At 68.5% G+C, this 24,518-nt stretch carries 23 protein-coding genes; 11 read left to right on the top strand and 12 right to left on the bottom strand.

Features of this window, described 5'->3' with window-relative positions; translation table 11 throughout:
* Positions 1-13: 13 nt before the first annotated feature.
* From PARJ55_RS0103155 to PARJ55_RS0103165, 3 genes are all read right to left on the bottom strand, one after another.
* Complete coding sequence (locus tag PARJ55_RS0103155; RefSeq protein ID WP_028711679.1) at positions 14-958, bottom strand: 2-hydroxyacid dehydrogenase; 945 nt, start codon at positions 956-958, stop codon at positions 14-16.
* Positions 958-1,695: an SDR family oxidoreductase gene (locus PARJ55_RS0103160; protein ID WP_028711680.1), complete on the bottom strand. Its 738-nt coding sequence runs from the start codon at positions 1,693-1,695 to the stop codon at positions 958-960. The genes PARJ55_RS0103155 and PARJ55_RS0103160 overlap by 1 nt, the downstream gene beginning before the upstream one ends.
* Positions 1,696-1,795: 100 nt before the next feature.
* The gene (locus PARJ55_RS0103165; protein ID WP_028711681.1) at positions 1,796-3,247 is read right to left on the bottom strand and encodes an aldehyde dehydrogenase family protein; all 1,452 of its coding nucleotides are present in this window, start codon (positions 3,245-3,247) and stop codon (positions 1,796-1,798) included.
* 161 nt (positions 3,248-3,408) lie between these two features.
* Here PARJ55_RS0103165 and PARJ55_RS0103170 point away from each other — a divergent pair, with 161 nt between their 5' ends.
* Positions 3,409-4,065 carry a peroxiredoxin gene (locus tag PARJ55_RS0103170; RefSeq protein ID WP_028711682.1) on the top strand — a complete coding sequence of 219 codons (657 nt, stop codon included), beginning with the start codon at positions 3,409-3,411 and terminating at the stop codon, positions 4,063-4,065.
* A gap of 86 nt (positions 4,066-4,151) precedes the next feature.
* On the opposite strand, the gene PARJ55_RS0103175 is transcribed toward PARJ55_RS0103170, so the two are convergent.
* The 8 genes from PARJ55_RS0103175 to PARJ55_RS0103210 all read right to left on the bottom strand — a co-directional run bounded on the left by PARJ55_RS0103175 (position 4,152) and on the right by PARJ55_RS0103210 (position 12,497).
* Entirely contained in the window at positions 4,152-4,940 is a 789-nt protein-coding gene (locus PARJ55_RS0103175; RefSeq protein WP_036713736.1) for a hypothetical protein, read from the bottom strand.
* A 116-nt stretch (positions 4,941-5,056) separates the two neighbouring features.
* Positions 5,057-5,806, bottom strand: a complete 750-nt coding sequence (locus PARJ55_RS0103180) for a hypothetical protein (protein WP_028711684.1) — start codon at positions 5,804-5,806, stop codon at positions 5,057-5,059.
* Positions 5,807-5,899: 93 nt separating this feature from the next.
* On the bottom strand, positions 5,900-8,044 hold the full coding sequence (gene pnp / locus PARJ55_RS0103185) for a polyribonucleotide nucleotidyltransferase (RefSeq protein ID WP_028711685.1): 2,145 nt from the start codon (positions 8,042-8,044) through the stop codon (positions 5,900-5,902).
* A gap of 460 nt (positions 8,045-8,504) precedes the next feature.
* Positions 8,505-9,071, bottom strand: coding sequence for a hypothetical protein (locus tag PARJ55_RS22935; RefSeq protein ID WP_051476374.1), 567 nt, complete (start codon positions 9,069-9,071; stop codon positions 8,505-8,507).
* A gap of 279 nt (positions 9,072-9,350) precedes the next feature.
* Positions 9,351-9,620 (bottom strand): 30S ribosomal protein S15, encoded by a 270-nt coding sequence (rpsO, locus tag PARJ55_RS0103195; protein ID WP_028711686.1) that lies wholly within the window; start codon positions 9,618-9,620, stop codon positions 9,351-9,353.
* 153 nt (positions 9,621-9,773) lie between these two features.
* Positions 9,774-10,619 carry a calcium-binding protein gene (locus PARJ55_RS0103200; RefSeq protein WP_232215657.1) on the bottom strand — a complete coding sequence of 282 codons (846 nt, stop codon included), beginning with the start codon at positions 10,617-10,619 and terminating at the stop codon, positions 9,774-9,776.
* A gap of 167 nt (positions 10,620-10,786) precedes the next feature.
* Positions 10,787-11,440 (bottom strand): YggS family pyridoxal phosphate-dependent enzyme, encoded by a 654-nt coding sequence (locus PARJ55_RS0103205; protein WP_028711688.1) that lies wholly within the window; start codon positions 11,438-11,440, stop codon positions 10,787-10,789.
* A 70-nt stretch (positions 11,441-11,510) separates the two neighbouring features.
* On the bottom strand, positions 11,511-12,497 hold the full coding sequence (locus PARJ55_RS0103210; RefSeq protein WP_028711689.1) for a porin: 987 nt from the start codon (positions 12,495-12,497) through the stop codon (positions 11,511-11,513).
* A 314-nt stretch (positions 12,498-12,811) separates the two neighbouring features.
* On the opposite strand from PARJ55_RS0103210, the gene PARJ55_RS0103215 reads away from it, so the two are divergent.
* From PARJ55_RS0103215 to PARJ55_RS0103235, 5 genes are all read left to right on the top strand, one after another.
* Positions 12,812-13,285: a DUF3576 domain-containing protein gene (locus PARJ55_RS0103215; RefSeq protein WP_028711690.1), complete on the top strand. Its 474-nt coding sequence runs from the start codon at positions 12,812-12,814 to the stop codon at positions 13,283-13,285.
* Positions 13,286-13,362: 77 nt separating this feature from the next.
* Positions 13,363-15,897, top strand: coding sequence for a leucine--tRNA ligase (gene leuS / locus PARJ55_RS0103220; RefSeq protein ID WP_028711691.1), 2,535 nt, complete (start codon positions 13,363-13,365; stop codon positions 15,895-15,897).
* Positions 15,884-16,369: an LPS assembly lipoprotein LptE gene (gene lptE / locus PARJ55_RS0103225; protein ID WP_028711692.1), complete on the top strand. Its 486-nt coding sequence runs from the start codon at positions 15,884-15,886 to the stop codon at positions 16,367-16,369. Before leuS ends, lptE begins: the two co-directional genes overlap by 14 nt.
* Positions 16,366-17,394, top strand: a complete 1,029-nt coding sequence (gene holA / locus PARJ55_RS0103230) for a DNA polymerase III subunit delta (protein ID WP_028711693.1) — start codon at positions 16,366-16,368, stop codon at positions 17,392-17,394. Before lptE ends, holA begins: the two co-directional genes overlap by 4 nt.
* A complete protein-coding gene (locus PARJ55_RS0103235) occupies positions 17,391-18,599 on the top strand; it encodes a TIGR03862 family flavoprotein (RefSeq protein WP_028711694.1) in 1,209 nt (402 codons plus the stop codon). Before holA ends, PARJ55_RS0103235 begins: the two co-directional genes overlap by 4 nt.
* Here PARJ55_RS0103235 and PARJ55_RS0103240 read toward each other — a convergent pair.
* The gene (locus PARJ55_RS0103240) at positions 18,575-19,162 is read right to left on the bottom strand and encodes a glutathione S-transferase family protein (protein WP_028711695.1); all 588 of its coding nucleotides are present in this window, start codon (positions 19,160-19,162) and stop codon (positions 18,575-18,577) included. The genes PARJ55_RS0103235 and PARJ55_RS0103240 overlap by 25 nt on opposite strands.
* 121 nt (positions 19,163-19,283) lie before the next feature.
* Here PARJ55_RS0103240 and PARJ55_RS0103245 point away from each other — a divergent pair, with 121 nt between their 5' ends.
* The 5 genes from PARJ55_RS0103245 (at position 19,284) to PARJ55_RS0103265 (ending at position 24,451) form a co-directional block, all read left to right on the top strand.
* Positions 19,284-20,528: an MFS transporter gene (locus tag PARJ55_RS0103245; RefSeq protein WP_028711696.1), complete on the top strand. Its 1,245-nt coding sequence runs from the start codon at positions 19,284-19,286 to the stop codon at positions 20,526-20,528.
* A 90-nt stretch (positions 20,529-20,618) separates the two neighbouring features.
* A complete protein-coding gene (locus tag PARJ55_RS0103250; RefSeq protein ID WP_028711697.1) occupies positions 20,619-21,395 on the top strand; it encodes a 5'-nucleotidase, lipoprotein e(P4) family in 777 nt (258 codons plus the stop codon).
* A gap of 212 nt (positions 21,396-21,607) precedes the next feature.
* Entirely contained in the window at positions 21,608-22,801 is a 1,194-nt protein-coding gene (locus PARJ55_RS0103255; RefSeq protein WP_028711698.1) for an MFS transporter, read from the top strand.
* Positions 22,794-23,840, top strand: a complete 1,047-nt coding sequence (locus PARJ55_RS0103260; protein WP_028711699.1) for a glycosyltransferase family 4 protein — start codon at positions 22,794-22,796, stop codon at positions 23,838-23,840. The genes PARJ55_RS0103255 and PARJ55_RS0103260 overlap by 8 nt, the downstream gene beginning before the upstream one ends.
* The gene (locus PARJ55_RS0103265; RefSeq protein ID WP_028711700.1) at positions 23,837-24,451 is read left to right on the top strand and encodes a glycosyltransferase family 29 protein; all 615 of its coding nucleotides are present in this window, start codon (positions 23,837-23,839) and stop codon (positions 24,449-24,451) included. The genes PARJ55_RS0103260 and PARJ55_RS0103265 overlap by 4 nt, the downstream gene beginning before the upstream one ends.
* The last annotated feature ends 67 nt before the right edge of the window (positions 24,452-24,518 follow it).

Consider the following 24,518-nt stretch of genomic DNA (forward strand, 5'->3'; position numbering starts at 1 on the left):
TCCTTTCGCTTGTTCAAAGCCGGTTGACCGGCGTGACCGCAGGCCGGCCGTCCAGCACCGCGCGCAGGTTCTGCCGCTGCAACGCGCCCATCGCCGCCCGAGTCTCGACGGTGGCCGAGCCGACATGCGGCAGCAGCACCGCATTGCCCAGCGCCACCAGCCGCGGATCGACCCGCGGCTCGCCCCGGAACACGTCCAGACCGGCGCCGCGCAGCCGCCCTTGCTCCAGGGCGGCGATCAGCGCCTCCTCGTCGATCACCGAGCCGCGCGAGATGTTCACGATCACCCCGTCCGGCCCCAGCGCGGCGATCACCTGGGCGTCGACCAGCCCCCGCGTCTGCTCTCCGCCCACGGTCGAGACCACCAGGTCCTGCACCGCCTCCGCCAGGGCCAGCGGACTGTCGTGCCAGACCCATCCCGGCGCCTGTTTCGGCTGGCGCGAGAAATAATGAATCTCGCATTTGAACGCCGCCAGCCGCGCGGCGATCTCGCGCCCGATGCGGCCCAGGCCCAGGATGCCGACGCGCCGCCCGGTCAGCTTGCGCGCCAGCGGAAACTCACCGCCCTCGGCCCAATGCCCGGCGCGCAGCCAGGCTTCGGCCGGCACGATCCGCCGCGCCTCGGCCAGCAGCAGCGCCACCGCCAGATCAGCCACGTCGTCGTTCAGCACATCGGGGGTGTTGGTCACCACGATGCCGCGGGCCGTGGCAGCGTCGATATCGATGGCGTCATAGCCGACGCCGTAATTCGCGATCACCTCCAGCCCCGGCAGCAGGTCCATCGCCGCGCCGTCCAGCGCCTCGTGCCCGCAAAAGGCCATGGCCCGGATCCCGGCGCGTTCCTCGGCCGGCAGGTCGCGCAGCGCCGCCAGATCCGCAACCTGCACCGCCGCGAACGCATCGCGCAGCGCCGCCTCATCGCTGTCGGAATAGGGACCGACCGCCAGGACCGTGTTCATCAGCCCCTCCCCACGAAGGGCATGTTGGTCGCCATGACCGTCATGTGCAGCACGTTGGCGCCCTCGGGCAGGCTGGCCATGTGCAGCACCGCCTCGGCCACCGTCGCGGCATCCATCAGCGGCTCGGTCCTGATCGAGCCGTCGGCCTGCGGCGCGCCCACCGTCCCCACGGCCGAGATCATCTCGGTCGCGGCATTGCCGGCGTTGATCTGGCCGCAGGCGATGTTATAGGGCCGCCCGTCCAGCGCCAGCGTGCGCGTCAGCCCGGTCACCGCGTGCTTCGACACCGTATAGGGCACCGAGCCGGGGCGCGGCGCCTCGGCCGCGATCGAGCCGTTGTTGATGATCCGCCCGCCCATCGGCTGCTGGCGGCGCATCTGCCGGAAGGCGGCGCGGGCACACAGGAACATGCCGTCGATGTTCACCCGCGCCACGCCCTGCCACTCTTCCCAGGAAATCTCGTCGATCAGGCGCGAAATCAGGATGGCGCCGGCATTGTTGAACAGCACGTCCAGCCGGCCCCATTCGGCCGCGGCGCGGGCAAAGGCCGCATCGACCGCCTCGGGCACGGTCACGTCGCAGGGCAGCACCAGCGCCTGCGGATGGCCGTCCGCGGTCTCGGCCAGCGCCGCCTCGCGCCGGCCGACCAGCCCGACCCGCCAGCCGGCCTGAAGGAACCGACGGGCGGTCAGCCGGCCGATGCCGCTGCCGCCGCCGGTGATCAGGATCGTCTTCATCGCATGCCCCCCTCGCCTCTCGCGGCGGGATGCTAGCGGCAACACCCGGCAAGGAAAAGGGCCGGCCCAAGGGACGGCCCCCGATGGTCGCCCGAAGGGATCAGGCTTCCGGGTCCCAGCCGCTGATCTGCTTGCTGTCCATGAACTCCTCGAGCCCCCAGACGCCACCCTCGCGCGCGCGACCCGAGGCCTTCACGCCGCCGAAGGCCGAGCCCCTGGCCCGCGACTGCCCGTTCATCTCGACCATGCCGGCGCGCAGCTTGCGCGCCAGCCGGTTGCGCCGGGCGCCGTCCTGGGTCTGGACGTAGTTGGTCAGGCCATAGACGGTGTCGTTGGCGATCCCGACCGCCTCTTCCTCGCTGTCGAAGGGGATGATCGACAGGACCGGGCCGAAGATCTCCTGCCGGGCGATGGTCATGTCGTTGGTGACGTCGGCAAAGACCGTCGGGCGCACGAAATAGCCGCGATTGACGCCCTCGGGCAGGCCGGGACCGCCGGCGACCAGCCGGGCGCCCTCGTCGATGCCCGCCTGGATCAGGCCCTGGATCTTGTCCCATTGCTGCTTGCTGACCACCGGGCCGATATGGCGGCCGGGCTGGTGGGCGCTTGCCACCGCGGTCTCTTCGGCCACCTTGCGGGCCTGCTCGACGGCGGTCTCGTAGAAGGACCGCTCGACCAGCATCCGCGTCGGCGCGTTGCAGCTTTGCCCCGAGTTGTAAAACACATGCCGCGCCCCGCGCGTCACCGCCTTGTCGTCGGCATCGGCAAAGACCAGGTTCGCGCCCTTGCCGCCCAGTTCCAGCACCACCTTCTTGACCGTGTCGGCCGCGGCCTTGGTGATGGCGATGCCGGCGCGGGTCGAGCCGGTGAAGCTGATCATGTCCACGTCGGGATGCACCGAAAGCTGCGTGCCCACGCCCGCGCCGTCGCCGTTCACCATGTTGTAGACGCCCGGCGGCAGCCCGGCCTCCTCCACGATCTCGGTGAAGACGACCGAGGACAGCGGCGCGATCTCGCTGGGCTTCAGCACAACGGTATTGCCGGCCAGCAGCGCCGGGATCACCTTCAGCGTCACCTGGTTCATCGGCCAGTTCCAGGGCGTGATCAGCCCGACGACGCCCACCGGCTCCCATGCGACCATGCTGGTCGGGGTGTCCGGGCGCAGCGGGCGGATGAATTCGAAACCCTTGAAGGCCTCGATGAAGGTCTCGATGTGATAGCTGCCGGCCGCGGTCTGGTCGTTCAGCGACATGTCCTGCGGCGCGCCCATCTCGGCGGTGATGGCGGCGGCCATGTCGGGGGCGCGGCGCTTGTAGATTTCCAGGATCTTCTCGACATGGGCCAGCCTCTCGGCCGGCGCGGTCTCGGACCAGGCGGGGAAAGCCGCCTTGGCCGCCGCCACCGCCGCATCGGTATCGGCCTGATCGCCCAGGCTGATCACCGCCACCGGCTCCTCGGTCGAGGGGTCGATCACCTCGAGGTCGCGCGGCGCGGCCGGCGCGACCCATTGCCCGTTGATGTAGAATTTCCGCTTGTCGGCAAGTCCGCCCATGACAGCCTCCTCTGATCTGCGATTGCCGGCAGACTGGCACCCGGACGGCCGGGCCGCAACCCGCAGCCGAGCGCGATTTTAACACGACTGAAAAGATCGTGTTGGACAATCCGCCGCACATGACTATCTTGACGCGAAAGAGCCAATGGAAAGGACCTGCAATGTCCCTGCGCATCAACGACACGGCCCCGGACTTCACCGCCAATTCGACAGAGGGCCCGATCAGCTTCCACGACTGGATCGGCGACAGCTATGCCATCCTGTTCTCGCATCCGCGCGACTTCACGCCGGTTTGCACCACCGAATTCGGCACCATGGCCCAGCTGATCCCCGAATTCGAGAAGCGCAACACCAAGGTGCTGGGCGTCTCGGTCGATTCGGCCGAGGACCATGGCAAATGGAAGGCCGATATCGAGAAAGTCGCCGGCGTCCCGGCGAATTTCGCCATCATCGACGACACCGACCTGACGGTCGCCAAGGCCTATGACATGCTGCCGGCCGACTACTACCTGCCGACCGAGGGCCGCACGCCGCAGCATTCCGCCACGGTGCGCACCGTCTTCATCATCGGGCCGGACAAGAAGGTGCGGCTGACGATGACCTATCCGATGTCGGTGGGCCGCAACTTCGCCGAGATCCTGCGGGCGCTGGACGCGGTGCAAAAGACCGACGGCGTGCCGCTGGCCACGCCCGCGAACTGGGTCCCGGGCCAGGACGTGATCGTGGCGCTGGCGCTGGACGACGCGGCGGCCGAGGCGAAATACGGCCAGCTCGACAAGAAACTGCCCTATCTGCGCTTCGCCAAGGACCCGGCGTAGGGCGGGTTCGAACCGGTCCGAGCGGAGACCGACAGAGCCCTCGGCCGCGCCCGTGGCGCGGCCGATATGCGCAGCAGCGGAATGCGTCAAGGATCGCGGTCTTCCCATGCCCGGCGCAGCCAGTCGATATTGCCGATTCGGCGATAGAATTTATGCCCCCGGCCGGCAAAGACCTCCCCCATCTTGGGCGCGCCGGCAAACAGCACGATCTTCGCACCTTCGGGCAGGCTGGGGTCGCGCCAATAGCTGGCGAAATTCCGCGGCACGCAGTCATTCTTGAAGCTGACGCACCAGCCGCGCGGCCAATATGTCAGCTTGCCCTGCCGGTCCAGCAGATCGCTGACCATCTGCTGTTCATGCTCGTAGCGGGCCGAGGCGCCGGCGGGATCGGCCAGGTAGCTGTCCAGCACCTCGGGATGCGCGCCGATGGTAAAGCGAAAGACCGAGGTATTGCCGACCATATGCAGGAAGCGGTCGCGGGCGGGGCGCAGGCGGCGCAAGGGCTTGGGGCGGAACAGGTCGTCATCGCGGATGATCGGCACCTCGCCCGGATAATCAAAGAACGGAGCCAGGTCGCCGACGATCACCAGATCCAGATCGAGGAACAGGGCGGTCCCCGAAAGTCCCCCCAGATCGCGGCGAAACAGGGCCAGCTTGCGCCATCGCGTGTCGGAACTTCCCGCCGGCAAGCCCAGCTCGGGCAGCGGCAGGGCCTCGATCCCGGGTGCAAGCCCCTCTGCATCATCCGTGAAGCAGATGAAGCGATTCGGCCGGTTCAGGTGGCGACGCACCTGCGCGGCCAGCAGGTTGACATCCGCCGCACTGTAGAGTGTGCCCCATTTCATCGTCAGGATCAGGACGGACTCGCCGTTCATGTTCAGATCTCGCTGTTTGTGGATAGCTTGCTCCGGTCCGAGCCGGTCTGGCAAGCGCGGGCCGGCGACGGCCTTTCATGGCTTGCCGATGGGGCGAGCAATCCCGCCTGCTCTCTTCAGGTTTCGCGGCTCTCCCACCAGCTGGTGCGGTCACGATGGTGAAGCGCACGCAGCCGGGCGAAGGCCGTGTCATGGATCTGCATCCGGTCATAGATCGTCTTGAAGATCATGCCCGCAGGACCGGTGGCGAAGTAAGGCTCCAGCCGCCAATACATGTTGCGGAGCATGTCATCGGTGCCCGCCTTGAAAACCGACAGCCCGTCGAAAAGCGGAACCATGCCGGCCTGAAGCCCCTCGATCCGCTCGGGCAGCGGGGTCAGCGCCTCTGCGCCATGGATATAGCGATCGGATTCACCGATCTTGACGGTATTGCCCAGAAGCGAGGCCATCATCGCAATCGACCGGGCTTGCGGATCGCGGGCATGGTCGGCAAGCGTGTCCGCCGCAGAGATCAGCCAGCGCAGGTTCAGGTGCGGGCACAGGAACTCCGCCTCCTGCGCCCAAAGCCCTTCGAACTGCGCGATGTTTTCGGCCAGCCGCACCTCGCGGCGGATCAGGACGATCAGAGAGGCATGATGGAAAAGAAGCTCCGCCTGTCCGGAAAACTCGCGCCTCAGATTCGCCAGATGCAGGTCGAGCGACTTTTCCGATCCATGGGTCTGCACCGGCTCGCCGGCCTCGATGATCCGGTCCCGCATCGCGGCCAGATCGGGATCAGCGACGATATGCCGCCGCGCGCCCCAGCGCTTGCGGTGCTGGTTCAGCGAGAAGAAACGCTCGAACCTCGATTTCTTGCGCCTGACCATCCGCCCGTCTCCGCCGGCAGGATCAAACCCGTCCGGCCGGTATCTCAGTAGAAGGAACCCGGACGGCGCCGGGTTCCTCTGATGTCTCGAAAATCAGCCTTCGGCCGGTTCTTCCTTGGCCTGGCTGATCTCCTCGCCGGTTTCCTGGTCGACCATCTTCATGCCCAGGCGCACCTTGCCGCGGTCGTCGAAGCCCAGCAGCTTGACCTTGACCTCCTGGCCCTCCTTCAGCACCTCGTTGGGGTGGTTCAGGCGCTTGTTGGCGATCTGGCTGACATGCACCAGACCGTCGCGCTTGCCGAAGAAGTTCACGAAGGCGCCGAAATCGACCAGCTTCACCACCTTGCCGGTGTAGATCTTGCCCTCTTCCGGCTCGGCCACGATCGAATAGATCATGTCATAGGCCTTCTTGATCGAATCGGCATTGGCCGAGGCGATCTTGATGGTGCCGTCGTCGCTGATATCGACTTTCGCGCCCGAGGTCTCGACGATCTCGCGGATCACCTTGCCGCCCGAGCCGATCACTTCGCGGATCTTGTCGGTCGGGATGGTCATGGTCTCGATGCGCGGGGCATGGGCGCTGAACTCGCGCCGGCCCTCGGTCAGGGCCTTCGCCATCTCGCCCAGGATGTGCATCCGGCCGTCCTTGGCCTGCGCCAGCGCCTGCTCCATGATCGCCGGGGTGATGCCCGCGACCTTGATGTCCATCTGCAGCGAGGTGATGCCGTTTTCGGTGCCGGCGACCTTGAAGTCCATGTCGCCGAGGTGATCCTCGTCGCCCAGGATGTCGGTCAGCACCGCCCAGCGGCCGTCCTCTTCCAGGATCAGGCCCATGGCGACGCCGGCGACCGGCGCCTTCAGCGGCACGCCCGCATCCATCATCGACAGCGAGCCGCCGCAGACCGAGGCCATCGAGGACGAGCCGTTCGACTCGGTGATCTCGCTGACCACGCGGATGGTATAGGGGAAGTCGGTCGCGGCCGGCAGCACCGCCTGCAGCGCCCGCCAGGCCAGCTTGCCGTGGCCGATCTCGCGACGGCCGGGGCTGCCGACGCGGCCCACCTCGCCCACCGAATAGGGCGGGAAGTTGTAGTGCAGCAGGAAGTTCGAGCGCGAGTTGCCGTGCAGCGCGTCGATGATCTGCTCGTCATCGCCGGTGCCCAGCGTGGTCACGACCAGCGCCTGGGTCTCGCCGCGGGTGAACAGCGCCGAGCCGTGGGTGCGGGGCAGGAAGCCCACCTCGCAGTCGATGGGGCGCACGGTGCGGGTGTCGCGGCCGTCGATGCGCGGATGGCCGTCGATGATGCCGCCGCGCAGGATGCCCGATTCCAGCTTCTTCAGCGCCGAGCCCAGGTTGGGATCCAGCAGCTCTTCCTCGGACAGGCCCTCAAGGACCTTGGCCTTGGCGGCCTCGATGGCGTCGCGGCGCTCGCCCTTGTCGCGGATCGCGTAGGCGGCGCGCATATCCGCCTCGCCCAGCGATTTCACGCGGGCATAGAGCACGCTGTAATCCGGCGCCTGGAACTCGAAGGGCTCTTTCGCGGCCGCCTCGGCCAGGTCGATGATCAAGTCGATCACCGGCTGCATCGCCTCGTGGCCGAATTTCACCGCGCCCAGCATCTCGGCCTCGGTCAGCTCATAGGCTTCCGATTCGACCATCATCACCGCGTCGCGGGTGCCGGCGACGACCAGGTCCAGCCGCTGCTCGGGGTTCGAGCGCAGCTGGTCCATGTCCTGCACTTCGGGATTCAGCACATATTCGCCATTGGCGAAACCGACGCGGGCGGCGCCGATCGGGCCCATGAAGGGCACGCCCGAAATGGTCAGCGCGGCCGAGGCGGCGATCATCGCCACGATGTCGGGATCGTTGACCAGGTCATGGCTCAGCACCGTGCACATCACCAGCACTTCATGCTTGAAGCCGGGGACGAAAAGCGGGCGGATCGGCCGGTCGATCAGGCGCGCGGTCAGCGTCTCCTTTTCCGAGGGACGGGCCTCGCGCTTGAAGAAGCCGCCCGGGATCTTGCCGGCGGCGTAGTATTTTTCCTGATAATGCACCGTCAGGGGGAAGAAGTCCTGACCGGGCTTGGGTTCTTTCGCGAAAGTGACGTTGGCCATCACGCTGGTCTCGCCCAGGGTGGCGATGACCGAGCCGTCGGCCTGACGGGCAACCTTGCCCGTTTCCAGCGTGAGCGTTTCCTGGCCCCACTGGATGGATTTCTTCACTTCATCAAACATCTGGTTTCCTCTGGCGACGCGCCGGCCCTTCCGGTCGCGCCCCGTGTCAAATGGCGGCCCCATTGCCGCCGCCCCTATCCTTCGCATGTGCCCCGGGGCCTGGCGTCACGTCACAGATGGGGACGCCCCATACAGGAAAACAAGGGATATGGGAAGTGGCTTGCGCCTGCCGGACCGGCGCGCGGCTTGTCCGTTCCGCCATCGTCCCCGGGCTGCCGGCCGACCGCACCCTGACCCGCCGCCGCCGGCGCAGCCTCGAAGGATCCCGTCAGCCGCGCCGGCCCGCCCGGTTCGCAGCACCACTGCCGCATGGGCCGGCGAAGTGGCGGGACCTTTTCGTCGTCCCCCGCCGGGCGGGCCGTCCCGCCGCGCATCGGGCCGCCGCGCCTGTCCTTTCGCAGCGAATCGAAGCGGGCGGCAGCGGATCGGTACCGCCCGCAGCTCGGCCCGGCCCAGAGGATCAGAGCTTGGCCAAGGTCTCCGGCCGGGCCTCGTTCCGGACGGCGCTGTCGCTGACCACATCCGTCGGCCAGGGTCGGCTATCCCGAGAAACGAGGCGGTCGATCACGCCCTGCGCGCTTTCGCGGGCCAGCGCCCTGATCGCCCAAGCACGGGCCAGCGCCTCGGCATCGGGGTCGGCATCGACGGCCGCCGCCGCCGTCCGGACGGCCGAGGCGGCGGGCGCCGGGATTTCGGCCTTCGCCGCCGCGCCCACCGGCACCGTCAGCGCCGGGGCCGCCGCGGTCCCGCTGGCGGCCTCGGCGATCACCGGCGCCGCCGCGGGGGTGGCAGCGGCGGGCACGTCCGCATCGGCTGGCGCAGCCGGCTGCGCTGCAGCAGGGGCCGCCGGATTCGCAACCGGCGCGGACGCCGCTTCCGGCGCGGCGGATGCGGCCTGCATGGCCTCTTGCGAGAAATCGAAGCGAACCCCGCCCTCGCCGGCCGATCCCGCTGCCGACGAAGGTGCCGGCGCCGGCTCCAGAAGCGACCCGACAAGCGTGTCCACGGTATTCACCACGCCCTGCAACAGGGATGGCTGCGCGGCGGCTGTCTGCAGGGGCGGGGGTTTGAACAGCGAGCTGATTAACATGACAAGTCTCCGTCTGGTAAACGGGTCCCACGGTAGACGCCGGGCGTTAAGAATCCAGAATTCAGTTTCTTGGATTTTAATTGACGGCCAGCTGACCTGCCCGCGAATCGGCAGGCGCGGCCCTTCCGGACATGCAAACGCCCGCAGCTTTCGCCGCGGGCGCCCGGTGACGCATGGCAGGCGCGCTTCAGCGCAGCCGAAAAAAGCCGCCAAGGATCAGCGGCGCAGGCCCAGCTTGCCGATCAGCGCGGTGTAGCGGGCTTCGTCCTTGCGCTTCAGATAGTCCAGCAGCTTGCGGCGCTGCGCGACCAGCTTCAGCAGACCGCGACGCGAATGGTTGTCTTTCTTGTGGGTCTTGAAATGCTCGGTCAGCGTGGCGATGCGCGAGGACAGGATGGCGACCTGGACCTCGGGCGAGCCGGTGTCGCCCTTCTTGGTCGCGAATTCGGTCATCACGCGATTCTTTTCCTCAACCGTAATCGACATCGGGGGCTCCTTTCAGAAACAAGGGGTTATGGCTCAGGCCGGGATGTCGTCCAGCGCAGGCCCGTGGAGATACCCGCCGGAATGATCCGGCGGATGCGGGCGTATAGGCGGAATCGGCCGAAAAGGAAAGGGCTTTCCGGTCCCGGCGGCGTATCAGGCGCCGGGGTCGATCCGGGTCAGGGCGATATCGGCGGCGCGCAGCCCGGCCACCTGCAGCACCCGGCCCACCGCCACCCCGTCCAGGCGGATCATGGCCGAGCCGTCGGCATCGCGTTCCAGCGTAAGCAGCGGCGGCGCGCCATGGCCGGCTTCCTGATAGCGCAGCTCGATCCGGTCCTGAAGCGCGTCGAAATCGGCGATGATCGGCACCTGCTCGCCGGGGACCTGCAACTCCTCGCCCAGAGCGTCGAGCAGGAACAGATCCTCGCCCTCGCCGCCCTCGGCGAAATCGCCGATGCCGGGATGCAGCGTGTCGTTGCCCGCGCCGCCATGCAGCCAGGCCCGGTCGGGATGGGCCGAGCCGATCAGCAGGTCGTCGCCATCACCCCCGTCCAGGTCGTCCTCGCCGCGCCCGGCGACCAGCGTGTCGTTGCCGGCATTGCCCGAGATCCAGTCGTCCCCGTCGCCGCCGGTCAGCAGGTCGTCGCCCTCGCCGCCGAAGAGGGTGTCGTTGCCGGGGCCGCCATGCACGGTGTCGTTGCCGCCCTGCCCGGCCAGGAAATCGCCGCCCGCGCCGCCCTCGATCAGATCGTCGCCGCCCGGGCCGTAATCGCCATCGCCATAGATCCAGTCGGTGCCGTCGCCGCCGCGCAGCGTGTCATTGCCCGGACCGCCATGCAGGTCGTCATTGCCGCCATGGCCGACCAGCAGGTCGTCGCCATCGGTTCCGGCCAGCCAGTCCGGCCCCTCGCTGCCTTCAAGAACCAGGCCGCCGGGCCGGTCGGGATCGGGGTCCTCGGGCGGATCGGGTTCACCCTCGCCCCCGGGCGAGCGGGTCATCGCGGTCACGTCCACGGCCAAACCGACAAACAGCAAACTGATCAAACTACCAAGCAACAACATGACAAGGTCCAAACGAATCACACAACCCTGACGGGCAACATAACCCGTCGCGGTCGCCACCGCATCCCCAATGTAAAGAGAGGGTTAACGCGCCCTGCCCGGCCCTAGCCGTAGTCGCGGGCGCCGAAGATCGCGCTGCCGATGCGGACATGGCTGGCCCCCTCGGCGATGGCGGCCTCGAAATCGCCGCTCATGCCCATCGACAAGCCCGAGAGGCCGTTGCGGCGGGCGATCTCGCGCAGGATGCGGAAATGCGGCACCGGGTCCTGATCCTCGGGCGGGATGCACATCAGCCCCGCCAGCGTCAGGTCCAGCGCCCGGCATTGGGCGACGAAGCTGTCCGCCTCGTCCGGCAGGACGCCGGCCTTCTGCGGTTCGGCACCGGTGTTCACCTGAACGAAAAGCTGCGGACAGCGGCCGCGCTGCTGCACGTGCCGGGCCAGCTTGCCGGCCAGCGAAGGGCGGTCCAGCGTGTGGATGGCGTCGAAAAGCTCCAGCGCCGGTTTCAGCTTGTTGGTCTGCAGCGGACCGATCATGTGCAGCTCGATCCCCGGAAAACGCTGGCGCCAGGCCGGCCATTTCCCGGCCGCCTCCTGCACATAGTTCTCGCCGAAGACGCGCTGTCCGGCGGCAAGCACCGCCTCGACCCTTTCGGCCGGCTGCACCTTGCTGACGGCGATCAGCGTGACCTCGCCCGCCGCACGCCCCGCAGCCGCCTCGGCCGCAGCGACGCGGCGCCTGATCTCATCCAGTCCCATGGCGGCATGCATCCCAAAAGAAAAGAGCGGGCGCAAGGCCCGCTCTTTCCGAATTCCGTATCCCGAAGGATCAGAAGCGGAACTTCACACCGAAGTCGGCGACGGTTTCGTCGTCTTCGCCGGGCAGGTCGAAATCGACGTTGGTGATGCCGCCGGCCAGAACGGCACCGCCGCCCAGGTCGTAGTCAGCACCGATGCCGATGGCGCGCGGCTTGATGTCGCTGCCGCCGACAACGTCGACCTTGTCCTGACGGAAGAAGCCCTTCACGGTCAGAGCGTCGGCTTGATAAGCAGCGGCCAGACCGATGGTCGAGTCGAACTCGGCGCCGGCACCGACGAACACGTCGTCGTATTTGACGAACACGCCCTTGACCGAGAACTGGTTGAACTTGGCTTCACCGCCCAGCGAGATCTCGCTCATGTCGTCGTGCTTGGCATAGCCCAGACCGGCCCACCAGTTGCCGGCGTCGTATTTCGCGGCCAGCGAGTAGGCGACCTTGTCCGACAGCGCGCCCAGGGTGTCGTCATTGTCGGCGCCGCGGGTCACGTCGAACACGGTGGTGTCGACGCCGTCCGTGGCCGAGGCGTAGAACGAGATGTTGTCGACGGTGTATTCGTACAGGATCGTCGGGCCCTGATCGCGGTTGGCACCGTCGCCGACCAGGTAGCTGATTTCTTCCGGATCGCCGGCGACTTCGCCGTTGGTGTAGCCGATTTCATACAGGTCGCCGATCGCGGCTTCCGAAGCCGAGACCACGTCGCCCATCGACAGCTTGCCGTAGGTGCCCGAGATCCAGACGGCGCCACGGTTGCCGTGGGCGGCCGAACGGAACTCGTTGTTCCAGTCCTGCTGGTCGACGCGGAACGAACCGCCGAAGGACAGGCCGGCATCCGACTCGCCGGTCAGCGTGAAGGTCACGCGCGCGCGGCTGGCGAACTGGACGTCGTCACCGTCATAGATCAGACCCATGCGGCCGTCACCCGAGATGGCGACTTCGGCGGCGGCGACGCCGGCGGTCATCACCAGTGCGGTGGTGGCAAAAAGAAACTTTTTCATGGTTTTCCCTCTTGTCTCTCTCGTGTGCCCCACCCCGGAATACCGGCTTGGGGTATGCCTGTTGTGTCGCGCTTTCCCCCCGGCATTGCAACGAAATCAGAGCCGTTTCGCCTGTTTCCGGAATGCTGTGATGCACATGGGCCACACCCCGTTGCAACGCCGTTCGCCTCGGCCCCGGCATGCCGGTTCGGGCCGCCTCGCGCGCGCGTGCCATATCATCCGCCGGGAGCATTCCCGGCCCGGGCGCGGGCTCTCTTGTCGCAAGGGGCAGAATTGCGCTATGGCTCGCGCAAGGACGATCCGGGGGACATCAGATGACCAGACGCGCCGCACGGCTGACCGCCGCCCTGCTGATCTCGGCGGGACTCGCCGCCTGTTCCGGCGGGCCGGGCTCGGGCCCCGGCGGAGCACGCCAGACCCAGGCCGCGCAACCGCAGCGGGAATCCACGATCTGGGACGTGTTTTCGAATCGCCGCAACCCGAACGACACGGTGGCGGTGAACCGCTACCTGTGGAACGCCAGTCTGGAAGTGCTGAACTTCCTGCCGATCCAGTCCATCGATCCCTTCACCGGCGTCATCGTCACCGGCTACGGCACGCCGCCCGGCGGCGGCCGCGCCTATCGCGCCACGGTCAAGGTCAGCGACCCCTCGCTGGACGCGCGCGCGCTCAAGGTCTCGCTGCAGGGTGCGGGCGGTGCGGCGGTGGCGCCCGACACGGTGCGCGCGGTCGAGGACGCGATCCTGACCCGCGCCCGGCAGCTGCGGGTGCAGGACCGCAACCTGTAAGGCCGCATCGACCCCGCTGGACCTGCATCGGGCAAGCGGCTAATACCCTGCGGGCAATCTGACGCCCGGAGGTATCCATGCCCTATGATCCCGCAATCAGCGAACCGCGCTGGCAAGAGGCGTGGGAGCAGGCCGATACGTTCCGCGCCGTCCGGGACGAGCGGCCCAAGTATTACGTGCTGGAGATGTTCCCCTATCCCTCGGGGCGCATCCACATGGGCCATGTGCGCAACTACACGATGGGCGACGTGGTGGCGCGCTTCAAGCGCGCGCAGGGGTTTTCGGTGCTGCATCCGATGGGCTGGGACGCCTTCGGGATGCCGGCCGAGAATGCCGCGATGGAACAGGGCGGCCATCCGCGCGACTGGACCTATGGCAATATCGCCACCATGCGCGGCCAGCTGAAGCCTCTGGGCCTGTCCATCGACTGGAGCCGCGAATTCGCCACCTGCGACGACGCCTATGTCGCCCAGCAGCAGGCGCTGTTCCTGGACATGCTGGAGGCCGGGCTGATCACCCGCAAGTCGGCGCAGGTGAACTGGGACCCGGTCGACATGACGGTGCTCGCCAACGAGCAGGTGATCGACGGCAAGGGCTGGCGGTCCGGCGCTGTGGTCGAGCGCAAGGAACTGACGCAGTGGTTCTTCAGGATCTCGGACTATTCGGATGAGCTGCTGACGGCGCTGGACGGGCTGGAGGGCTGGCCGGAAAAGGTGCGGCTGATGCAGGCCAACTGGATCGGCAAGTCGCGCGGGCTGCAATTCCGCTTCGACACCGTGAACCTGCCGGATTTCCCGCAGATCGAGGTCTATACCACCCGCCCCGACACGCTGATGGGCGCGAGCTTCGTGGCGCTGTCGCCCGACCATCCGCTGGTCAAGGCGCTGGCGGCCAGGGATCCGAAGGTCGCGGCTTTCGTCGAGGAATGCCGCAAGATCGGCACGACCGAGGAAGCCATCGAGACCGCGCCGAAGCTGGGCTTCGACACCGGGCTGACGGTGCGCCACCCGCTGGACCCGGATTGGCAATTGCCGATCTGGATCGCGAATTTCGTGCTGATGGATTACGGCACCGGCGCGATCTTCGGCTCTCCGGCGCATGACGAGCGCGACCACGAGTTTGCGACGAAATACGGCCTGCCGATCCGCGCCACCTTCGGCGAAAAGGGCATGACGCTGGAACAGGCCGACGCGCTGGTGGCGAAAGCGCCCTATGTGCCGCTGAAATCCGAAACCGTGACCTATGTGCGCGGCTTTGCCGGTCCGGCCGACCAGACCGGCGAGGCGGCGGTGGATGCCGCCATCGCCCATGCCGAGGCCAAGGGCTATGGCGAAGGCGTGACGAAATTCCGCCTGCGCGACTGGGGCATCTCGCGCCAGCGTTACTGGGGTTGCCCGATCCCGGTGGTGCATTGCGAAAAATGCGGCACCGTGCCCGAGGCCAAGGCGAACCTGCCGGTGCTGCTGCCGCAGGACGTCAGCTTCGACGTGCCCGGCAACCCGCTGGACCGGCATCCGACCTGGCGCGACGCCACCTGCCCGCAATGCGGCGGCCCGGCCCGGCGCGAGACCGACACCATGGACACTTTCGTCGATTCGTCCTGGTATTACGCGCGCTTCACCGCGCCGCACGCGACGACGCCGACCGAGCGCGCCGAGACCGATTACTGGATGAACGTCGACCAGTATATCGGCGGCATCGAGCACGCGATCCTGCACCTGCTCTATTCGCGCTTCTTCGCCCGCGCCATGGTCAAGACCGGCCACCTGCCGGAAGGCGCCAGGGAGCCGTTCGACGCGCTCTTCACCCAGGGCATGGTCACGCATGAGATCTACATGACCCGGGACGAGCGCGGCCGCCCGGTCTATCACCTGCCCGAGGATGTCACCGACGGCAGGCTGGCCGACGGCACCGTGGTCGAGATCATTCCCTCGGCCAAGATGTCGAAATCCAAGAAGAACGTCGTCGATCCGGTCAATATCGTCGCCAATTTCGGCGCCGATACGGCGCGCTGGTTCATGCTCTCGGACAGCCCGCCCGAACGGGACGTGGAATGGACCGCCGCCGGGGCCGAGGCGGCGAACCGCTTCCTCGCCCGGGTCTGGCGGCTGGCGGACGAGATCCCCGAGGGCGGGGCCGATCCCGACCTGACCCGCGCCGCGCATCGCGCCATCGACGAGGTGACGAAATCCATCGAGGGCTTCGCCTTCAACAAGGCGGTGGCCAAGATCTATGAGCTGGCAAACAGCATCGGCAAGTCGAGCGCGGGCGGCGAAAGCCGGCGCGAGGCGCTGCGCATCATGGCGCAGCTGATGGCGCCCATGGTGCCGCATCTGGCCGAAGAGGTCTGGGCGAAGGCCGGCGGGCAGGGCATGGTGGTCGATGCCGCCTGGCCCAAGGCGGACCCGGCGCTGCTGGTTTCCGACAGCGTGGTGCTGCCGATCCAGATCAACGGCAAGCGCCGGGCCGAGATCGAGGTGCCCAAGGACATGCCCAAGGAAGAAATCGAGGCCATCGTGCTGGCCGACGAAACCGTGCGGCGCTTCATGGAGGGCCAGCCGCCCAAGAAGCTGATCGTGGTGCCGGGGCGGATCGTCAATGTCGTGGTCTAGGCGCAGCGTGATCCTGGCCGGGCTGGCGCTGGCCGCCTGCGGCTTTTCCCCCGTCTACGGGCCGGGCGGCACCGGCGGCAAGCTCTTCGGCAAGGTCCGCACCGCCGATCCCAAGACGCCGGACGACTTCAGCTTCGCCGGCCGCATCGCCGAACGGCTGGGCCCGGATACGGAGGCCCGCTTCCTGCTCGACTACCGGCTGCGCATCGCCGTGGTGCCGCAGGCGATCACCCCCGACGAGGTGACGACGCGCTACGCGCTGAACGGCACCGCCGACTTCGCCCTGACCGAGGCCGCGACCGGCCGCGAGGTGACGCGCGGGCAGGTCAGCAGCTTCACCTCCTATTCCACCACCGGCACCACCATCGCCACCATGGCGGCGGAACAGGACGCGCATGAGCGGCTGGCGCGGATGCTGGCCGACCAGGTGGTGACGCGGCTGCTGGCCGTCCAGCCCGACGCGGTGCCATGATCCTGAAGGGTGCCGAGATCGGACGCTATCTGGCGCGGCCCGATCCGACGCGCCCGGCGCTGCTGATCCATGGCCAGGACGCCATGCGCGTGGCGCTGAAGCGGGCCGAGGCGGTCAAGGCGCTGGTCGGCCCCGGCGCCGAGGAGGAGATGCGCCTGACCCGCATTCCCGGCGCCGACCTGCGCAAGGACCCTGCGGCGCTGCTGGATGCCGTGAAGGCGGTAGGCTTCTTTCCGGGCCAGCGCGTGGTGCTGGTCGATGATGCGCCGGATGCGGCGGCGCCGGCCGTCGCCACGGCCATCGCCGAATGGAAAAGCGGCGACGCGGTGATCGTGGTCGCGGCCGGGAGCCTGGGCAAGTCCTCGGCGCTGAGGAAGCTTTTCGAGCCGCATCCCGCCGCCGTGACCGCGCCGATCTATGACGACCCGCCCGGCGAGGAGGAGGTGGGCCGCTGGCTGCATGAGGCCGGGCTGCGCGAGGTGCCGCGCGACGCGATGCGCGACCTGATGGCGCTGTCCCGCGCCCTCGATCCCGGCGATTTCCGCCAGACGGTGGAAAAGATCGGGCTTTACAAGCATGGCGATCCCGAACCGCTGACGCCCGCCGAGATCGCTGCGCTGGCGCCGGCCACCATCGAGGCCGAGGTCGATGAGCTGATCGACTGCGTGGCCGAGGGCCGGGCGCGCGAATTCGGCACGCTGATGCGGCGGATCGAGGGGCAGGGCATCGCCCCGGTGACGCTGTGCATCGCGGCGCTGCGGCATTTTCGCGGGCTGCATGCCGGGGCCTCGGACCCCGGCGGGCCGGGAGCCGGGCTGTCGCGGCTGCGGCCGCCGGTCTTCGGCCCGCGCCGCGACCGCATGATCCGGCAGGCGCAGGACTGGGGCATGCGGGCGCTGGAGGATGCGGTCCACCAGCTGATCGAGACCGATCTGGCGTTGCGCTCGTCCTCGAAGGCACCGGCCATGGCGCTGATGGAGCGGATGCTGTTGCGGCTTTGCATGATGCCGCGGGGCGGGCGGTGAGCCAAGGGGTCGAGGCCTTGGTGATCGGCGCCGGCCCGGCCGGGCTGAGGGCGGCCGAGGTGCTGGCCGGGCAGGGCGCGCGGGTCGTCGTGGCCGAGGCCATGCCGACCCCGGCGCGCAAGTTCCTGATGGCCGGGAAATCCGGGCTGAACCTGACCAGGGACGAACCCTTCGCGGATTTTGCGGGGCATTATGGGGGCTCTGCCCCCGTCCTGCGGACTCCCCCGGAGTATTTGGAAAACGGTGAAATCGGGCCTGAGGCGGTGATGGCCTGGGCGCGCGGGCTGGGGGTGGAGCTGTTCACCGGCTCGACCGGGCGGGTGTTTCCGGTCGGGATGAAGGCCTCGCCGCTGCTGCGGGCCTGGCTGGCGCGGCTGGCGGACCTGGGGGTCGAGCTGCGGACGCGCTGGCGCTGGAGCGGTTTTGACGGCGATGGCTGGCGCTTCGAGGCGCCGGGCAGGGTTCAGATCTTGCGGCCGCGGGTCGTGGTGCTGGCGCTGGGGGGCGCGAGCTGGCCGCGGCTGGGCTCGGACGCCGCCTGGGTGCCCTGGCTTCGCAGGAAGGGCGTCGCGATGGTGCCGTTCCGGCCGGCGAACATGGGCTTTCGCGTCGCTTGGTCGGCGCAGATGGCGCGGCATTTCGGCCGGGCGGTCAAGGGTGTGGCGCTGCATGTCGGGGACCGGGTCGGGCGCGGCGAATGGGTCGTCAGCGCAGGCGGAATCGAGGGCGGCGGGATCTATGAGGTCGCGGCCGCGATGCGGGACGGGGCCGAGGCTTTCGTCGACCTGGCACCGGACCTGGCGCCCGAGGAGCTGGCGCGGCGCTTCGCCATGGTGCCGGCGAAGCTGTCGGTCGGCAACCGGCTGCGGCGGGTGCTAGGCGATCCGGTCCGCGCGGCGCTGCTGATGGAATGGGGCCGGCCGCTGCCCGCCGAGCCCGAACGGCTGGCCCTGCGCGCCAAGGCGCTGCGGTTGCGGCACCAGGGGCCGATGGGCATCGAGCGGGCGATTTCCTCGGCCGGGGGGATCGGTGCCGACAGCCTGACCGATGCTCTGGAGCTGAAGGCGCTGCCCGGCGTCTTTGCCGCCGGCGAGATGCTGGACTGGGAAGCGCCGACCGGCGGCTATCTGCTGACCGGCTGCCTTGCCACCGGGCGGCTGGCCGGGCAGGGCGCCGCCGCCTACCTGGCCGCGGCGCGCAGATAGGCCGGGCGGGCCCGCATGGTCTGGAGGTAATCGGTCAGCCGGTGCTCGGTGATCGGAAAGCGCGCCGTCAGCGCCCATGTCAGGCAATGCGCCAGGATGATGTCGGGCACCGTCATGCGCTCGCCCATCAGGAAGCCGTCCTCGGCCATGCGATGCACCAGCGTGCGCTGGCTGCGCTCGAATTCCCAGCGCAGGGTGTTCTTGATCGCCGCCAGCCGCATCTCCTCGGGCAGCACGAAGCTGTGGCGCGCCGCCAGCCACAGCGCGGCGTCGAATTCGTCCAGCACGAATTGCGTCAGGCTGTCCTGCCGCGCTCGGTCGAGGCTGCCGGCCGGATGGGTCAGGGCCCCGTGCTTGTCGGCCAGATAGGTCAGGATGGCGGTGGAATCGGTGATGGGCGTGCCGTCCACCACCAGCACCGGCACCTTGCCCGCCGGGTTGAAGGGCCGGACCCCTTCGGTCTGCGGGTTCACCGCGACATGTTCATAGGGCTGGCCGAGTTCCTCGAGCATCCAGAGCACGCGCAGGGCGCGGCTCTTGCCGGTTCCGATCACCTGATACATCGAGTTCCCCGCATCGCCTTGAACCCAAGGCTAACGCCGCCGCCCGATTCAGGCAATCAGCGCCATTGACGCGGCCGCCGCCCGGGCGCAGGAATTGCAGGCTGCGAGAGGGAGGGACAACATGTCCAAGGCAATGCGCGCGCCGCTGTTCACCTCGGTGCTGGTCGGCGGCTCGATCATCCTGCTGATCAATTTCGCCCTGCGGGCCAGTTTCGGCGTCTTCCAGATCCCCATCGCGCAGGAATTCGGCTGGCCGCGGGCCGAGTTCAGCCTGGCCATCGCCATCCAGAACCTGGCCTGGGGCATCGGCCAGCCGATCTTCGGCGCCCTGGCCGAACGCTGGGGCGACCGCTGGTCGGTGATCATCGGCGCCTTCCTCTATTCCGCCGGGCTGATCCTGACGGCCTACGCCACCGACCCGCTGGCCATGCAATTGCTGGAGGTGATGGTCGGCTTCGGCATCGCCGGCACCGGCTTCGGCGTGATCCTTGCGGTGATCGGCCGCGCCGCCAGCGACGAGAACCGCAGCCTGGCGCTGGGGATCGGCACCGCCGCCGGCTCGGCCGGGCAGGTCTTCGGCGCGCCGCTGGCCGAGGCGCTGCTGATGCATTACCCGTGGCAGAGCGTGTTCATCATCTTCGGGGTGATCGTGCTGGCCTGCCTGTTCTTCCTGCCCATGCTGGGCGGCGGCAAGCCCGCCAGCCGCGGCGAGCTGGAAGAGAGCATGGGCTCGGTGCTCAAGCGCGCTTTCACCGACCCGTCCTATCTGATGATCTTTGCCGGGTTCTTTTCCTGCGGCTACCAGCTGGCCTTCATCACCGCACATTTCCCCGCCATGGTGACCGAGATGTGCGGACCGATCAGCCCGATGGGCACGCTGGCCAGCATCGGCATCACCACCACCTCGGCGCTTGGCGCCGCCGCCATCTCGCTGATCGGACTGGCGAATATCGCCGGGGCGATCTTCGCGGGCTGGCTGGGGAAACGCTATACCAAGAAATACCTGCTGGCCGGGATCTATACGCTGCGCACCATCGCCGCCGCCGCCTTCATCCTGATGCCGATCACGCCGACCAGCGTCATCGTGTTCTCTCTGGTCATGGGCGGGCTGTGGCTGGCCACCGTGCCGCTGACCTCGGGGCTCGTCGCCTATATCTACGGGCTGCGCTATATGGGCACGCTTTACGGCTTCGTGTTCCTGAGCCACCAGCTCGGCTCGTTCCTGGGCGTCTGGCTGGGCGGCAAGATGTATGACATCTACGGCGATTACACCTTGGTCTGGTGGGTCGGGGTCGGGGTCGGCGCCTTCAGCGCGCTGATCCATCTGCCGGTGCGCGAGGCGCCGGCGCGGCTGGCCCCGGCCTGACTTGCCGGTTTTTGTTTGACTGGTCAATCAACAAACCCTAGCCTTCGCGGTCAGGCGCAGAAAGCGCCGACGCAGAACAGGGAGAGTTCGATGACCTTCAACCGCCTTGCCCGCCGCCTGACGCTGGGCCTGACCGCATCGGCGCTGATCGCACCCGCCGCCCTCGCGCAGGACGCGGCGCAGATGCCGCAATGCCAGGTCCGGGAGTTCGCCATGGGGCTGCGCTATCAGCAGCAATCGGCCGAGGTCCGGGCCCTGCAACTGCAGGCCTTCGCGCTGGCGACCGAACGGCTGGACGCCGCCGTCGCCAAGGCCGAGGATCCGGCGAAGCTGGCCGTGGTCACCGACCTGGACGAGACGGTGATCGACAACACCCCGCTTCTGGTGCGCGACATGCAGGAATGCCACCAATACGACAGCTGGGACACCTGGGGCTTCTGGGAGCGCGACGGCAAGCCCACGCTGATCCCCGGCGCCGGGGAGTTCCTCGACCATGCCGACAAGGCCGGGGTGGCGATCTATTACATCTCGGACCGGTTCGGCGAGAACAAGGCCGCGACCATCGCCACGCTGAACGAGCTGGGCCTGCCGCAGGTCTCGGAGGATCACGTGCTGCTTTACGGCACCACCAAGGTCGAGCGGCGCGCCGTGGTCTCGGAGGATCACCAGATCGTGCTGCTGCTGGGCGACACGCTGCACGATTTCGACGGCGTGTTCCACAAGGCCGATACCGCGACCAAGCGCGAAAAGGTGGACGAGAACCGGGCGCGTTTCGGCGCGGACTGGATCGTGCTGCCCAACGCCACCTATGGCGAATGGAGCGAGGCGCCCCTGACCGCCTGGGATGCCGAGCTGAAGACCGAATAGCAGCCGAAGCCGGCCGGATCGCGCCGCGGTCTCCGGCGGCCCCTTTCGGCCGGCCCGGCGATGCGGCCCCGGGCGGGCATAGGCAGGCGCGGGCGGGCGCAGCCTCATGCGGCGGGCGCGCTGCGCGCCGCGGCAAATCCGTCGCGCAGGCCATTGCGCCCCGCCGGGCAATCGGCAAGTCTCGGCCCCGGCAGGGCTAAGGGGGGCGGTTCATGCGCGCATTGTGGTCGGCGGGGATCGTCAGCCTGATCCTGGCCTATATGCTCAGCCAGTTCTATCGCGCCTTCCTGGCGGTGCTGTCCCCGGTCCTGCAGGCCGAACTGGGCGCGGGACCCGAGGATCTGGCGATTTCGTCGGGGCTGTGGTTCCTGACCTTCGCGCTGATGCAGCTGCCCATCGGCGGGGCGCTGGACCGGATCGGGCCGCGCTGGACGGTCGCCGCGCTGCTGGCGCTGGGAGGCGCGGGCGGGGCGGCGGTCTTTGCGCTGGCGCAGGCGGCCTGGCATCTGCATGTCTCGCTGGCGCTCATGGGGATCGGCTGCGCGCCGGCGCTGATGGGCAGCTATTACATCTTCGCCCGCAACTATCCCCCGGCGCTGTTCGGCACGCTGGCCGGGGCGGTGGTCGGCTTCGGCTCGATGGGCAACATCCTGGGCGCCGCACCGCTGGTCTGGGTGATCGAGGCCATCGGCTGGCGCCAGACGCTCTGGTCGCTGGCGGGGATCACGCTGGCGGTGGCGCTGGCGATCCTGGCCTTCACCCGCGACCCCGAGCGGCTGGCGGCAGCGGCCCCGCGCGGCTCGCTGGCCGAGCTTCTGCGGCTGCGGCCGCTGTGGTTCATCCTGCCGCTGTTTTCGGTCAATTACGCCGCCTCGGCCGCGATCCGGGGCCTCTGGGCCGGGCCCTACATGGCCGAGGTGCATGGCGCCTCGGACCAGCTGATCGGCCGGGCGACGCTGGCCATGGGCGTGGCCATGGTGATCGGCAGCTTCCTGGTCGGACCGGCGACGCGGCTGGCGGGATCGCTGCGCCGGCTGGCGCTGGTCGCCAACGGCGCGGGCGTGCTGGTCATGGCCGGGCTGTGGCTGTTTCCCGCCGAAAGCGTGCCGCTGTCGGTGGCGCTTCTGGCGCTGGTCGGGCTGTCGGGCGCCACCTACACCGTGCTCATGGCGCATGGCCGCGCCTTTCTGCCGCCGCATCTGGTGGGGCGGGGCGTGACATTCCTCAACATGTTCTCGATCGGCGGGGCGGGGGTGCTGCAATTCGCCTCGCGCCCGGTCTATGGCTGGGCCGCCGCGCAGGGCAGCGCCGCCGAGGCCTATTCCACCCTGTTCCTGTTCTTCCTGATTCCGCTTACGGTGGGGTTCCTGTTGTATTTCCTGACGCCCGAGACCCCCGATGCCTGAAATTGCCGCCGACCGGATCGACGTGGTCGCCCCGAACCTGAAACGCCGCCTGTCGGGCGTGACGGCGACCGTAGTGCGGCTGATCCCGGTGCAGGCGACGATGATCGGCATCGTCGCCACCGGCCCCGGCCTGCCGCCCGGCCTGCCGCATATCCCGCTGGCCCGCGCCGCCAGCCTGCCGCGCGACCGCTGGCGGGTCTGGCATGCGCGCCGCAATACCGAAATGGCGCTGGGGCTGATCCTGCGGCATGTGCTGCGGCGGCGCTATCGCCTGCTCTTCACCTCGGCCGCGCAGCGCCGGCATACCGGCTTCACCCGCTGGCTGATCCGGCGCCAGGACGCGCTGATCGCCACCTCGCCGCAAGCCGCGCGCTATCTCGAACGTCCCGCCACCGTCATCCTGCATGGCGTGGACCTGTCGGTCTTTCACCCCGCCGCCGACCGCGCGGCGCTGCGGGCCGAGCTGGGCTTTGCCCCGGACGACATCGTCATCGGCTGTTTCGGCCGCATCCGGGCGCAGAAGGGCGTCGACCTGCTGGTCGAGGCGGCGCTGCGGCTGTTCCCCCAGCGCCCGCGCGCGAAACTGATCTTCACCGGCCGCGTCACCGCCGACAACCAGGCGTTCTTCGAGGAACAGAAGGCCAGGATCGCCGCGGCCGGCCTCTCGGACCGCATCCGCTTCCTGGGCGAGGTGCCCTGGGAACAGGTGGTGCGCAACTATCAGGCCATCGACCTTTTCGCCGCGCCGGCCCGCTGGGAGGGCTTCGGCCTGACCCCGCTGGAGGCCGCGGCCTGCGGCGTGCCGACCGTCGCCGCCCGTGCCGGCGCCTACGAGACGCTGATCCGCGACGGCGAGACCGGCAGCCTGGTCCCGCGCGATGATGCCGAGGCGCTGGCCGCGGCGCTGGCGCGCTGGCTGGACGACGATGCCGGGCGGCTGGCGGCGGGGCAGGCGGCCCGCACGCATGTCGAGGCGAATCACGCCATCGAGGCCGAGGCCCGCGCCATCACCGAGGTCTATCGCAGGCTGCTCGCATGACCCGGCTGGGTTTCCTGATCGCCCGCACCCTGCGGGACGAATCCGCGTTGCAACGCCTTTCGGTTCCGCAAGCCGGGCTGCTGGCGGCGCTGCGGGACAAGCATGTCGCGCTGGTGGGCAATGCCCGCGCGCTGGCCGAAACCGATCACGGCGCGCGGATCGACACCGCCGATCTGGTGATCCGCATCAACGGCGCGCCGATGCCCTCGGCCGAAAGCCATGGCGGGCGCACCGACTGGCTGGCGCTGGCCGTGCGGCTTTCGCAGGCCGACCGTGCCCGCATCGCGCCGGATCGCATCCTGTGGATGTCGCCCAAGCGCAAGCGTCTGGACTGGCGGACGGCGACCAGCCCCGGCTTCTACCTGCATCCGCTGGCCGATTATCGGGCGCTGCAGGCCCGGCTGGGCGCCCCGCCCACCACCGGCGCGATGATGATCGACCTGATCGCGCGCTCGCAAATGGCGCGGCTGGACCTGTTCGGCTTCGATTTCTTCGCCTCGCTCTCGCTTTCCGGCCGGCGGACCGCCGACCAAGTTCCCCATGATTTCAAAGGGGAATCCGAGTGGGTGCGGGAAATCATGCTGGCAGATCGCCGGATTCGTCGGCATTAAGCCGAAATCCTGCCAGATCATCGGGCGTTTTGACGAAATCTCGCTTTCCCTTTGCCGCAATACCCCC

Origin of the sequence: Paracoccus sp. J55, assembly GCF_000513975.1 — a bacterium.
GTDB lineage: Bacteria > Pseudomonadota > Alphaproteobacteria > Rhodobacterales > Rhodobacteraceae > Paracoccus.